Raw genomic sequence first — 13242 nt, 5'->3', positions numbered from 1 at the left:
CTGACCGGCGGGGGGCATCGTGGTCATAACACCCGCCTCGGCATTTTTCGGCGTGCTCGCCGCGGCCGCGGTGGTCGGGAGCGCCGTGCTGTTCGGCAAATGGCAGACGCTGCGGCGCGCCGAATATATCCGCACCTTCAAGTGGCCGGCGGGCCTGCTGGCCCGGCTCGAGAGGCATCACCCCGGCTTCGCCCGCAAGGACAGCGCGCTGGTCTCGCGCGGCTTGCGCCAGTTCTTCCTCGCTCATCTGATGAGCGGCAAGCGCTACGTCTCGATGCCGTCGCAGGCGGCCGACGACCTCTGGCACGAATTCATTCTCTACACCCGCGAATACGACGCGTTCTGCCGCCGCGCCTTCGGATCCTTCCTGCATCACACGCCCGCGGTCGTGCTGGTGAAGGAGCAGCGCCGGAGCAATGAGGGGCTGCGGCGGGTCTGGTGGTACTGCTGCAAATACGAGAACATCGATCCGGTCCGGCCGACGCGGCTGCCGCTGCTGTTCGCGCTCGACGCCAAGCTGAACATCGCGAACGGCTTCATCTACCACACCGACTGCGAAGCGCTGCGCCGCAGCGGCATCAGCGGCAGTAGTCCCTATTGCGGCGGCGATTTCTCGGATTCGTCGATCGACGGATCGTCGGCCGGATTCGGCGATGCCGGCAGCGATGGAAGCAGCGGCGGCGATGGCGGCGACGGCGGTGGTGACGGTGGAGGTGGCGGCGACAGCGGAGGTGGCTGCGGCGGTGGTTGTGGCGGCGGCGGGGGCGGGGACTAGCGGTTAGGACAACCGCACTTGCTTCAGCTCACGAATGCCGTCGTGCGCGCCGAGGCCGCGCACGGTCTGCTCGCAGCGCCAGCCATTGCCGTCGCGCTCGATCGAGAACAGATTGTAGGCCGCCGCCGGATAATGCTTGCGCGCCAGCGCCGATGCGGACGGCACGCCGATCGCCGGGATCTTGCGCTCGGGGCCGTCGAACCACATCGTCGAATGGATGTGGTCATGGCCATGCAGCACCAGCTCGACGCCGTGCTGCTTGAGCAGCGCCAGCAGCTGATGCGAATCGGTCAGCCGCTTGGCGCGCCCGTCGGAGTGCAGCGGGTGATGCACCAGCAGGACGCGGAAGGCATCCTCCCGCGACAGCCGCGCCAGGATCGTATCGAGCGCGCCGAGCTGCGCGTGGCCGAGCCAGCCGGTCGCCATCAGCGGCGGCGTCGGCACTGCCGAGGAGACGCCGATCAGCGCCACCGGGCCGCGCCGGCGCACGAACGGAAAATGCGTCGCCGCGCCATCGGCGTCGCCGCGCAGATAGTCGCCGAAATGACTGACGAAGCGATGCCGGGTCGCGCGCACATAGGCGTCGTGATTGCCGGGGACCACGGTGACGTCGGCCGCGCCGCCGAGACCTTCGAGCCATTGCCGCGCCGGATTGAACTCGGCATCCAGCGCCAGATTGACGAGGTCGCCGGTCACGGCGACGTGGTCCGGCTGCTGCGCCTGCATGTCCGACACCAGCATGTCGAGCACGTCGCGGCGATGATATTTGTGACGGTTGCGCGTCCAGTTCAGGTAGCCGAAGGCGCGCTTGCCGGCGAGATCGCGCAGCCGCGCCGCCGGCAGCGGCGGCAGATGCGGATCCGACAGATGCGCGAGGCGGAACGCCGCCATCACGCGATTCCCTTCGGATTGTCGGTGAAAAGTGGCCGGCCACCGGTCATGTCGTGCTATCCCGAACGTGCTGCCCTGTATTGGCAAGAGCTGCGCAGCCGCGCAAGGATCAAAGCATGGATCAACCACCATGATGTCGAGGGTTCAGTGACGGTCCTTGAGGATTTGCGCAGGCGCTGCGAACCGCAGATCAGGCGGGTGTTTCATTTCTACTGGCGCCTGGCCCGCGGCATGACGCTCGGGGTCCGCGCCGTCGTGCTCGACGCCGACAACAAGGTATTCCTGGTTAAGCACAGCTATGTCCATGGCTGGTATCTGCCCGGCGGCGGGGTCGAGGTTGGTGAAAGTTTTATCGATGCGCTGCGGCGTGAGCTGGAGGAGGAGGGGCGGATCGAGCTTGCCGGCGAGCCGGTGCTGCACGGCATCTTCCACAACAGCCACGTCTCGCCGCGCGATCATGTCGCGGTCTATGTCGTCAGGACGTACCGGCAGGACCGCCTGCCGGGGCCGAATCGCGAGATCGTGGCCTGCGGCTTCTTCGATCCGGCCGATCTGCCTGACGACACCACCCCCGGTACGCGGCTGCGGATCGCTGAGGTGCTCGAAGGCAAGCCGCCGCCGGCCACATGGCGGTGATGGACCGCGCCCGCGCCAGATGCTATCCCGCGCCCCACAATGACCGAACTGTCCCTGACCATCCTGCCCGAGACCCCGAAAGACGCCCAGGCGATCGAGCGCCTGCACGAGCGCACCTTTGGGCCCGGTCGCTTCGCGCTCAGCGCCTACCGGCTGCGCGAGCATGTCGATCATCTGCTCGATGTCTCCTTCACGGCGCGGATCGGCACGCTGCTGGTCGGTTCGGTGCGTCAGCTGCCGGTGTGCATCGGCGATACGCCGGCTTTGATGCTCGGGCCGTTGACGGTCGAGCCGCCGTTTCGCAGCCGCGGCGTCGGCCGCGCGCTGCTCGAACGCGCGATCAACGACGCCCGCGCCAAAGGCCATCGTCTGATCGTGCTGGTCGGCGACGAGCCGTATTATGCGCGGGTCGGCTTCAAGCCGGTCCCGAAGGGACGGATGACGATGCCCGGCCCGGTCGACTACGGTCGCCTGCTTGTCATGGAACTGGTCGACGGCGCGTTCGAGGGTGTATCCGGGCCGATCCAGCCGGACTGGAGCAAGGCGATCTGACATTGCTGCGAGCAATGGCGGAACGGTTGCGCGCACTCGGAAACTGAAGCACAGTTGAAGCAAGCGCCGGGACAAGACCGGCGCATGTCATATCAACAGGGAGAGTGCGCGCCATGATCAAGGTCAGTGTGATGTATCCGAACAATCCAGGCGCACGCTTTGATCACGAGTATTACCGCGACAAGCACATGCCGCTGGTGAAGGCGCGCCTCGGCGACGCTTGCAAATATTACACCGTCGACAAGGGCCTCGCCGGCGGCGCACCGGGGACGCCCGCGACCTATGTCGGAATGTGCCACATCTTCTGCGACTCGGTTGAGGCCTTCGGGGCCGCCATGGGCAAGCACGCCCAGGAGATCATGGGCGACATCCCGAACTACACCGATCTGCAGCCGGTGATCCAGATCAGCGAAGTCGTCGTCGGTCACTGAAACGGCGCGACCGTCAAGGCACCATCCCTCTGCCGCTGATGGCAGAGGGATACGCTTGTCTCAGAACTTCAAATTGGCAAAGGCCCGCACGCCGAGGCCCGGCATCAGCACCTCGTCCTTGGTGTAGGACACCGAGTTGCGGATGTTCTGGTTGAGCAGGTTGTTGCCGACCAGGCCCAGCGTCATCTCGCGCGCGCCGATCCATGACTGACTGAGCTTGGTGTTGTAGGTGATCTCCGCGTTCAAGAGATTGTATCCTGCGGTCGGGGTCTCGCCGATCACGGCGATGTCGTTCTGCGCGAAGGCGTGCACCAGGTTGATGCGGGTGAACCAGTTGCTGTCGCGCCAGTACACGCCGCCGCCGAGCCGCACCGGTGGAATCCGCGGCACGTTGCTGCCGTCGGTGAAGGTGGCGCGCACCACGTCGAACTGGTTCTCGATGCCCCAGATGCCGCCATTGAGCGGGCCGATGTCGAGCTGGCTCTGGAACTCGGCGCCGCGGAAGACGGCGTTGCGCTGCGAATAGACCGCCTGTCGCAACTCGTTGTCCGGCTCACCATTGCCGCAGGAGTCGAAATCGCTGCCGCACATCACGCCGGTCAAGCGGCGATAGATGAAATTGTTGAAGAAGGTGTAATAGCCGGTGGCTTCGAACCGGAACGGTCCGGTAGCCTTGCGCAAACCGACCTCGACCGATTTCGCCGTCTCGATGGTCAGGTTCGGATCGCCGATGTCGAAGGTCGCGGTCGCGTCGTGTCCGCCGCGCGAGAACAACTCGGCCGGCTTCGGCGCGCGTTCGACATATTGCGCCGTGATGCTGCCGACGAGATCGCCGGGCAGATTCTGGATCAGCCCGACGCTGCCGCTGACCGGTGTGAAGGACGGATTGCGTCCGATCGAGGCTTGCGGCGAGCCGTCCGGCAGGAAGTCCGCCGGGAAATCCGGCGTCGAGCCGTGCAACTCGACATGCTCGATGCGAGCCGCGATCTGCGCCTTGGTCGCTTCCGTGAACTTGAATTCGTTGAAGACGTAACCTGCGACGCGGTTGTTGTTGTTCGGATTCCAGAGGCCGTTGAACAGCGAGCCGGGATCGTCGGGGCTCGGCGCCGTCAGCTCCTGATGGCCGCCCTGCAGGCCGAACGCGGTGGTCACGGTGGCGAAGCGCGCGTTGAACGGCATCAGTTGCACCTCGACGCGGGCCTCCTGCTCCTTGTTGGTGAAGGTTTGCCGCACGCCGTCGCTGGTCAGGTCGGCCGGATCGGCAAGGCCGAGCTCGTTGTGGCGGTAGTCGGTTGCGCCGACCCAGAACCGTACGGCGTCGATCGCCGCGGAGTCCGGCCGGTACTCGCCCTTGACCGCGATCTTGGTCTGGTGCGCGTCGATCCGGGTATGGTGATCTGCGCCGTCGATGCCGGGGATGTGATAGAGCGAGTCGTTCTGGGTGATCGCCGCGCCGAGATAGCCGCCCGTGAAGAAATAGGAGGCGCCGACCGACGCGCCGTCCGACTGCGTCGCGGAGTTGGGCTGGCGGCCGCCTACCGGCCGGGTCTGATCGAACAGATACGGATAGCTCGGGATGCTGTAGTCGCTGGTGGTGCGACCAAAGACGTCGGCATGCACGGCGACATTGTTGCCGCCGGCGTCCAGCAGCATGCCGCCCTCAACGCCGCGATTGACCGAGCTCACGGAGGTGCGGGTCTCGACATTGAGGCAGCCCGGGCCGCCCGCATCGGAGAGCGGGGCCTTCACCGGTAATCCGTAAGTCTGGAACGGCGTCGCCGCGCAGGTCGGCATGGCGTCGGGAATCCGGTTGTTGGTGGCGCTCACCACGCCGCCGATCGAGGTCGAGCCGTAACGCAGCGCCGCAGGTCCCCGCACCACTTCGATCTGGTTGGTCGAGAACGGATCAATCGGAACGAAATGATCTTCGCCGAGATCGGAGGCACCTCCACCGGGTAGGCCATTCTCGACGATGCCGACGCGATTGACGTCGAGGCCGCGGATGATCGGCCGGCTCGATGCGCCGGGCGCGAAGCTCGAACCGGTGATGCCTGGCTTGGAGAACAGGAGATCGCCGAGCGTGGCGCCGCCGGAGCGCCGCAGTTCCTCGTTGGGTACCACGGTAACCGTTGCGAACTGGTCGGTGACGACGGGCAGCACCCCCTGCTGTGGTGCCGGCGCCGGGGGCGCGGGTGCCGGTTGCGCTGCGGCGGCGCGTTCGCGGTTGCGGCCAGTTGCAGCCCGGACGGCGTGAACCGGCGCGCGGGTCGGCACGGTGCGATGCCGCTGGATCGGGCTTGGCGCCGTCACTGTGATGTCAGGGAGTTGCGTCGGCGTGTCATCGGCCAGCGCGCCGCTATGCATTGCGCCGAGCAACAGCCAGCTCGCGCCGCCGATGTGGAATGCTCGTTTCTTCTGAAGTGTCATTGTCCCGATCCAGGCCCCGTCGACATGACGGATCGATTCCGATTCGCCCCGCGGGAGCAGGCCACGCGGCCGTCCGCTCAGGGCGTGCAGCAATCAGTCGGTCAGGACAAAGGTGGTGCGCGGGAGTGGAACGCTGCAGGCGCCGACTTCAGATGGACGAATTCGGCGTTGGTTGTGCGGAACAGAAGCTCGATGGCTTCCGGCAGCAACAGCACCGGCGGCGCCATGAACAGCGTGCTGCTCGCGAGCGAGATGACGGCGCAGATCGCGCAATTGTCGGCCGGATGCCGGTCATTGTCATGTTTGGCGGGCGGTTCGGTCGCGGTCACCTGGACCGCGAGGTCCGGCGTCGCCGAGGTCCCGATATAGGCGAGATCGAGCAGCGACAGACCGGACTGGATTGCGGGCGCCGCTTGCGCGGCGGCAATCGGGTGGAAATGCCCGAACGACAGCACGAACTGGATGGCGAGCGCGAACAGCGCCAGCCGCGAACCAGTCCTGATATGTCTCCGGAACCACTTCACGCCGATTGAACCCCACCATCGGGGCGGCGCTCATTCCCCGGCCATCCGATGTTACATTATAACATCGGAGGGTGACCGCGATGTCAACGGTGGTTCAGACACATTGTGTCGATCCATTGCTGGTGTGTGATTGAAGCAACGGGACCGATCGGAAATAGAGCGCTCCTGGTCTCAGCGTCCCTCGCGCAGCCACGTTGCCGCGAACGCGCCGAGCAGCAGCAAGAGGCCGACCAGGCCGGCGAACATCGGCAGCACGCCAACGCCCTTGACCACGCTGGCGTCGCGCATCTTGACGCCGAGCCAGCCGTCGCCGCGGAAGATCGTCGACGCGCGCACCGGCACGACGCGCGGCATGTCGAGGCTCGATCCGTCGACGACGCGCCGTGCGTCGCCGCCGGTCGCCTGCGCCAGCGGCTTCAGCATGTCGGTGGTCGAGGTGACCTCGGAGAATTCCTTCGGGTTGGTCGGGCCGACATTGATCAACGCCTTCAGCGTGCCGTCGGTGGCCTGCCACAGGCCGAGCTCGCTCGCGGGCAAGGTGGCGCGCCACTCGCCGGGATCGCCGGCGGTCAAGGCGAGCTCGTGCGTGGCGCCGCTTGGGGAGGTCACGGTGACCGGCGCGACGGTGTCGGCCATGGTCTGGCGCACCACCGCGAGGTCCTTGCCCTGCACCTGCATGCGCAGCGCCTCTTCGTCGAGGTCGGGCTGCTTCATCAGCCAGTGCGACACCCGCCGCAGCAGATCGAGATGCGGGCCGCCGCCTTCATAGCCGCGCGCCCACAGCCAGATCTGGTCGGATAGCAGCAGCGCGACGCGGCCTTCGCCGAACCGCGACAGCAGCAGCAGCGGCTTGCCGTCGGCGCCGGTCATCACCGGCGGGTTGATCGCGTTGCGAGTGTCGACGGTGCGGAAGAACCGGCTCCAATGCGGCGGCTCGGCATTCGAGCCTTCCAGCCCGCGCGTCACCGGATGGCGTTTCCCGGCATCGCTCAGATGCGCGTAGAACGGCTTCTCGGTGACGCCGACCGGCTCGGCCGGCAGCACCGAATCCAGCGGCGTGCGCCAGATGCTGGTGGTCGAGGCATAATCGGGACCGGCCGACACCAGCACCGCGCCGCCGGAACGGACATAGCGCGCGATGTTGTCGAAATAGGCGATCGGCAGCACGCCCTGGCGGGCATAACGGTCGAAGATGATCAGCTGGAATTCGTTGATCTTCTGCTGGAACAGCTCGCGGGTCGGAAACGCGATCAGCGACAGCTCGTTGATCGGCGTGCCGTCCTGCTTCTCCGGCGGGCGGAGAATGGTGAAGTGGACGAGATCGACGCTGGGATCGGACTTCAGGAGGTTGCGCCAGGTGCGCTCGCCGGCATGCGGCTCGCCGGACACCAGCAGCACGCGCAGCTTGTCGCGCACGCCATCGATCGCCACCACGGCGCGGTTGTTGACCGGCGTCAGCTCGTTCTCGAGCGGCGAAGCCTCGATCTCGACGATGTTGGGACCGGCATGCTTGATGTCGATGTCGACGCTCGAGGTCTGGCCTGAGGTCAGCGTGCGCTCATTGATCACCTCGCCGTCGCGGCGGATCGTGACCTTGGCGCGCTCGCCGCTGACGCCCTGGTCGTCGAGCCGGAAGGTGATGGTCTGGGTCTGGCCGACGATGCCGAAGCGCGGCGCCGCTGTGATCGCGATGCGGCGGTCGCGCTCGTCCTTGCGGCCGGTGATCAAGGCGTGCACCGGGGCCTGGAATCCAAGCGCCTGCGCGTTGGCGGGAATATCGTGCACGCGGCCGTCGGTGATCATGAACGCGCCGGCGACGCGCTCGACCGGAACGTCCGACAGCGCCGACGTCAGCGCGCCGAACAGCTTGGTGCCGTCGGTTTCGCCGTCGGCCTGGCCGGCCTCGACGACGCGGACCTCGAGGCCCTTGATCTGCTTCAAGCTGTCGACCAGCGCCTGCCGCGCCTTGTCGGTCTCCTGGTTGCGCGTGCCGAAATTCTGGCTCGGGCTCTTGTCGACCACGACGGCGACAACCGAGGATAGCGGCTCGCGGTCCTCGCGGGTGAAGGAGGGATTGGCCAGCGCAAGCAGGATCAGCGCCAGCGCGGCGACACGCACCGCGGCACCGCGCGGGCGCGACAGCAGCAGCAGTGCCGCGATGACGACGATCGCGCCGAGCCCGACCCACAGCACGAGTGAGGGAACCAGCGGTGTGAACGCGATACCGTAGTTCATATTATTGTCCCAGCCGCTCGATCAAGGCAGGCGCGTGCACCTGGTCGGCCTTGTAGTTGCCGGTCAGCGTGTACATCACGATGTTGACGCCGGCGCGGAAGGCGAATTCGCGCTGGCGCGGCTCGCCCGGCGTCAGCGGCAGCATCGGTTGCCCGTCGGGGCGGATCGCCCAGGCGCCGGCGAGGTCGTTGGACGTGATGATGATCGGCGAGACGCCGTCGCCGCCGCGTGCCGGGCGCTGCGCGCTCTCCTCGTCGTCCTCGCGCGGCAGCGCCTCGACCCAGGTCTGGCCCGAGTTGAAGCGCCCGGGGAAGTCGCGCAGCAGATAGAACGTCTTGGTCAGCACGTGCTCGCGCGGCACCGGCTCGAGCTCGGGCACGTCGAGGGTCGACAGCAGTTCGCGGAGCGTCTGCATGCCCGGGGTCTGCGACGAACCGTTGTCGCCCGGCGGCGCCTCGACGGCGTCACGGGTATCGAAGATCACGGTGCCGCCCTGCTTCATGTAGGCGTCGATCTTGTTGATGGCGTCCTGCGGCGGCTTCGGCGCGCCCGGCACGATCGGCCAGTAGATCAGCGGGAAGAACGCCAGCTCGTCGCGCGCGGGATCGATGCCGACGGGATCGCCGGCTTCGAGTGCAGTGCGCTGGCCGAGGAACAGCGTCAGGCCGGACATCCCGGCCTTGACGATGGAATCGACGTCGGCATTGCCGGTCACGACATAGGCCAGCCGCGTCTGCGACACCGCCTTGATGGCGAAATCGTCGCTGCTGGCGTTCTGCGCGCGCGTCTGCGACGGCACAATCATGGTCGCAAGGACGAAGGCCAACGCAAGCACCGCTGGTGCGGCGCGCCGTCGGATCAGCGCCGCAAGGCTGCCGCCGAGCATCGCCACCACGATCGCATCGAGCAGGAACAGCGCCAGCGCCGTCGACAGCATGATGCCGCGCAGGTCACGCGGCTCGGTGTTGGTGTAGGTCGCATGCTTCGCGCGCAGGCCGGAGGTGTCGAGCGGCGCGATGCGGTCGGCGGAGGCCAGCGTGTTGACCGCGATCGGGCTCTCGGTGGTGCCGTAGAAGCCGGGCGGATGGTCCGCCGTTCCGCGGTCGCGATAGTCCGCCGACATCGGCTTGGCGGTCGAGGGCGGCGGGCCGAATGTGCCGAAGCCATCGAGCGTGCGCAGCGGCGCCACCGTCTCGGCGGTGGGATCGCTGGCGACGCCGGGGCCGGGCTTCGAGGTGTAACCGGACATGTCGATCAGCCGGCGCAGCATCTCGACGAAAGTGCCGGACATCGGCAGATCGGACCAGCGCATGTCGGCGCCGACGTGGAACAGGCTGACCACGCCCTTGCCGCGATGCTCGCCGGTGACGAGCGGCGTGCCGTCCTCCAGCGAGGCCCAGCTCTTGGTCGCGAGCACGGCGTCGGGCTCGGCCAGCACCTGGCGGCTGACGGTGATGTCCTTCGGCACAATGAGGCCGGTGAACGGGCCGTCGGCGGCGAACGAGGCCATGTGCTGCGGCTTCTCCCAGGTCAGGCTGCCGCCGAGCGTGCGTCCGCCGCGGCGCAGCTTGACCGGAACGAGGTCGTCATCGGCCTGGGCGAGGCGGGGACCTGCGAAGCGCACCAGCACGCCGCCTTGCTCGATCCAGGCGTTGAGCCGGTCGCGGATCTCCGGCGACAGCGTGCCGACATCGGCCAACACGATCATCGGCAGCCGCTGATCGAGGAACTGCCCGATCACCTGCTGCGGCGCGCCACGATCGCCGAGCCTGACGTCGGCGAAGGGTGACAGTGCGCGTGAGAGATAGAAGGTCGACGCCAGCAGCGGCTGCGCGGTGTCGTTGCTCGCACCGGAGACCACGCCGATGGCGCGGCGGCGCCAGCGCCGGTCGAGCAGCTGCACGGCGCCGGCCGAACGTTCGCCGGCAATTTCGAGCCGCGCGATGTCGTTGCGCAATTCGACCGGAAGATCGAAGGCAGCTTCGGTCTCGCGCTCCTGCGGGCCGAATGCGTAGCGGGCCTCGCCGATCGGCGAGCCCTTGGCGTCGACCGCGCGCACCGTTCCCGCCGCGATGCCGCTCTCGGTGCGCAGCACCTTGACGGTCATCTTGGCGGCGGCGTTCTCGGCCGCGACCAGCGCCTGCGCCGATTGCGCACCGCCGGCATAGATCGTCAGATTGCGGTTCTCGATCACCCTGCCGAGACCTTCGGTGAATTCGCTGCCGCGGCCGGTGTCCACGCCGTCGGACAGCCAGGCCATGTCGCAGTCGCCGGTCGATTTGAGGAAACGTTCCAGCGTCGCCAGGGTTTCAACGCGATCGATCGAGTAGGGCTTTGGCGCAAGCTGGCGCAGCGCGACGCGCGCGGCACCGGCCGGCATCAGCGTGATGTCGCGCGCGGGCTCGGACAGCGGCACCAGCGCGACGCCGCGGCGGTCGCTGTCGGCATTGGTGACCAATTCGTCCGCCGCCTTGATCCGCGCGTCCCAGCTCGAGGCCGCGCTCCAGCCGTCGTCGAGCAGGATCACCAGCGGCTGCTTGCCGGCGGCAACGCCGGTCTGCGGATTCCAGATCGGTCCGGCGGCGGCGAAGATGACGAGCGCAGCGGCGGCGAGCCGCAGCAAGGTCAGCCACCACGGCGTGCGCGACGGCGTCTCCTCCTTGGGCGCGATATCGAACAACAGCCGCGTCGGGGGGAATTCGATCCGGCGCGGCCGCGGCGGCATCACGCGGAGCAGCCACCACAGTACCGGCAGGCTGACCAGCCCCAGCAGCAGCAATGGTTCGGCAAAGGAGAGCGGGAGGCCTGCGATCATGCGCTGCGTCCCGCCTTGACGGTTGAGCGGCCGCCGCCCTTGCTCACCATCATGCCGGCATGCAGGAACAGCAGCAGTTCGGCCGCGGAGCGGCTGGTGGTGTGGGTCGAGAACAGCCAGTCGAGCCGGTTGGTCTCGCTGCGGATCTCGTCGCGATGCAGCGCGACGCGCGCGACATAATCACTGGCCCAGCTCTCGGCGCGGCCCGCGGTGATGACGCTGCCGGCCTCCGGCTCGACGAATTCGACGCGGCCCGAATAGGGGAAGGTCTCCTCGGCGGGATCGACGACCTGGATCATGGTGCCGTGCGCGCCCGAGGATGAAAGCCCGGCCAGCATCGCCGTGATCTCCGCGATCGGCGACCAGAAATCCGACAGCACCACGATCTCGGCCAGCGACGACGGCACGAAGGACGGCGGCAGGCTCGCGCGCGTCGTCTCGTCGTGCAACATCGCTTCCGCCATCTTGTCGATCACGTTGAGGCTTGCGGTCGGGTTCAGCAGGCCGGGAATGCCGACGCGCTCTCCGCCGGCAACGAGCAACTCGGCCAATGCGAAGGCGACGATCAGTCCGCGCTCCAGCTTGGAGTCGCGCGCCTCGCGGGAGGCAAAGGCCATCGAGGACGAGCGGTCGGGCCAGATCCACACGGTGTGCGCGGCTTCCCATTCCTGCTCGCGGACATAGAGATGGTCGTCACGCGCCGAGCGGCGCCAGTCGACGCGCTGCGACGGCTCGCCGGAGACGAAGCGGCGGTATTGCCAGAAATTCTCGCCAGAGCCGGCGCGGCGGCGGCCGTGCAGGCCATGGATGACGTTGGCGGCGACACGGCGGGCCTCAAGCACCAGACGCGGCAGCGATGCGGCGAGCGTTCGGCTTTCGCCATCGGCACGTCGAACCGCCAGGATCTCCTCGTTCTGGTGCCTGTTGTCTGCCGCCATCAACCGATCCGCGTCTTCAACTGCTTGATCACGTCAGGAATGGTGCGGCCCTCGGCGCGCGCCGAGAAGGTCAGCGCCATGCGGTGCTTGAGCACGGGCTCGGCGAGATCGAGCACGTCGTCGATCGACGGCGCGAGCCTGCCGTCGAGCAGCGCGCGGGCGCGCACCGCGAGCATCAGGGCCTGGCTGGCGCGGGGACCGGGTCCCCAGGCGATCAGCTTGCCGGCCTCGCCGCCTTCGGTGCCGGGGCGCGCGGCACGCACCAGCGTCAGGATCGCCTCGACCACGGAATCGCCGACCGGCAGCCGCCGCACCAGGCGCTGCGCCGACAGCAGCGTCTCCGCGTCCATCGACGGCTTGGCATGCGCCTCTTCGGCACCGGTGGTTTCGAACAAGATGCGCCGCTCGGCGTCGCGATCGGGATAGTCGACGTCGATTTCCATCAGGAAGCGGTCGAGCTGTGCTTCGGGCAGCGGATAGGTGCCTTCCTGCTCGAGCGGGTTCTGCGTCGCGAGCACGTGGAACGGCTTCGGCAGATCGTGCCGCGCGCCGGCAATGGTGATGTGCTGCTCCTGCATGGCTTGCAGCAACGCAGATTGAGTGCGCGGGCTGGCGCGGTTGATCTCGTCGGCCATCAACAGCTGCGCGAACACCGGACCCGAGATGAAGCGGAAGGAGCGCTTGCCGGCCGAACTCTCGTCGAGCACTTCTGCGCCGAGAATGTCCGACGGCATCAGGTCGGGCGTGAACTGGATGCGCTTGGCGTCGAGACCGAGCGTGACGCCGAGCGTCTCGACCAGCTTGGTCTTGGCAAGGCCGGGGACGCCGATCAACAGCGCATGGCCGCCGGACAGGATCGTCACCAGGGTGTTTTCGATCACCTGGTCCTGGCCGAAAATGACCGTGGAGACCGCTTCCTTGGCGGCCTTGATCTGGCCCGCGACCTGTTCGGCCGAACGGACGATCACATCCTCCAGTTTCTCGACGCTGTCTGCACCGGCCATTCGATCCGCTCCTT

The 13242-nt window shown here is 67.4% G+C and carries 11 protein-coding genes; 4 read left to right on the top strand and 7 right to left on the bottom strand.

All coding sequences use genetic code 11. From position 1 onward, the window contains the following. Nucleotides 1–19: 19 nt before the first annotated feature. Nucleotides 20–775: a glycine-rich domain-containing protein gene (locus tag ACVISU_RS11145; protein WP_456706978.1), complete on the top strand. Its 756-nt coding sequence runs from the start codon at nt 20–22 to the stop codon at nt 773–775. Between the two features lie 3 nt (nt 776–778). Here ACVISU_RS11145 and ACVISU_RS11140 read toward each other — a convergent pair whose 3' ends face one another. Further along, on the bottom strand, nt 779–1666 hold the full coding sequence (locus ACVISU_RS11140; protein ID WP_456706977.1) for a metallophosphoesterase family protein: 888 nt from the start codon (nt 1664–1666) through the stop codon (nt 779–781). A gap of 147 nt (nt 1667–1813) precedes the next feature. Here ACVISU_RS11140 and ACVISU_RS11135 point away from each other — a divergent pair, with 147 nt between their 5' ends. The 3 genes from ACVISU_RS11135 to ACVISU_RS11125 all read left to right on the top strand — a co-directional run bounded on the left by ACVISU_RS11135 (nt 1814) and on the right by ACVISU_RS11125 (nt 3285). Further along, nucleotides 1814–2302 carry an NUDIX domain-containing protein gene (locus ACVISU_RS11135; RefSeq protein WP_456710803.1) on the top strand — a complete coding sequence of 163 codons (489 nt, stop codon included), beginning with the start codon at nt 1814–1816 and terminating at the stop codon, nt 2300–2302. A 39-nt stretch (nt 2303–2341) separates the two neighbouring features. Further along, nucleotides 2342–2854: a GNAT family N-acetyltransferase gene (locus tag ACVISU_RS11130; protein ID WP_456706976.1), complete on the top strand. Its 513-nt coding sequence runs from the start codon at nt 2342–2344 to the stop codon at nt 2852–2854. Between the two features lie 113 nt (nt 2855–2967). Continuing rightward, nucleotides 2968–3285: an EthD family reductase gene (locus ACVISU_RS11125; protein ID WP_456706975.1), complete on the top strand. Its 318-nt coding sequence runs from the start codon at nt 2968–2970 to the stop codon at nt 3283–3285. 60 nt (nt 3286–3345) lie between these two features. Here the strand turns inward: ACVISU_RS11125 and ACVISU_RS11120 are convergent, their stop codons facing one another. The 6 genes from ACVISU_RS11120 to ACVISU_RS11095 all read right to left on the bottom strand — a co-directional run bounded on the left by ACVISU_RS11120 (nt 3346) and on the right by ACVISU_RS11095 (nt 13228). After that, nucleotides 3346–5712, bottom strand: a complete 2367-nt coding sequence (locus ACVISU_RS11120) for a TonB-dependent receptor (protein WP_456706974.1) — start codon at nt 5710–5712, stop codon at nt 3346–3348. 101 nt (nt 5713–5813) lie between these two features. Next, nucleotides 5814–6236 carry a DUF2946 family protein gene (locus ACVISU_RS11115; RefSeq protein WP_456706973.1) on the bottom strand — a complete coding sequence of 141 codons (423 nt, stop codon included), beginning with the start codon at nt 6234–6236 and terminating at the stop codon, nt 5814–5816. Nucleotides 6237–6407: 171 nt separating this feature from the next. Then, nucleotides 6408–8471 carry a hypothetical protein gene (locus ACVISU_RS11110; protein ID WP_456706972.1) on the bottom strand — a complete coding sequence of 688 codons (2064 nt, stop codon included), beginning with the start codon at nt 8469–8471 and terminating at the stop codon, nt 6408–6410. A gap of 1 nt (nt 8472) precedes the next feature. Then, nucleotides 8473–11283: a DUF4159 domain-containing protein gene (locus ACVISU_RS11105; protein ID WP_456710802.1), complete on the bottom strand. Its 2811-nt coding sequence runs from the start codon at nt 11281–11283 to the stop codon at nt 8473–8475. Continuing rightward, entirely contained in the window at nt 11283–12224 is a 942-nt protein-coding gene (locus ACVISU_RS11100; protein WP_456706971.1) for a DUF58 domain-containing protein, read from the bottom strand. The genes ACVISU_RS11105 and ACVISU_RS11100 overlap by 1 nt, the downstream gene beginning before the upstream one ends. After that, nucleotides 12224–13228 (bottom strand): AAA family ATPase, encoded by a 1005-nt coding sequence (locus tag ACVISU_RS11095; protein WP_050403979.1) that lies wholly within the window; start codon nt 13226–13228, stop codon nt 12224–12226. Before ACVISU_RS11095 ends, ACVISU_RS11100 begins: the two co-directional genes overlap by 1 nt. Nucleotides 13229–13242 lie beyond the last annotated feature (14 nt).

The sequence above is a fragment of the Bradyrhizobium sp. USDA 4452 genome (assembly GCF_054063575.1).
This window is presented reverse-complemented; position numbering and strand designations above follow the sequence as displayed.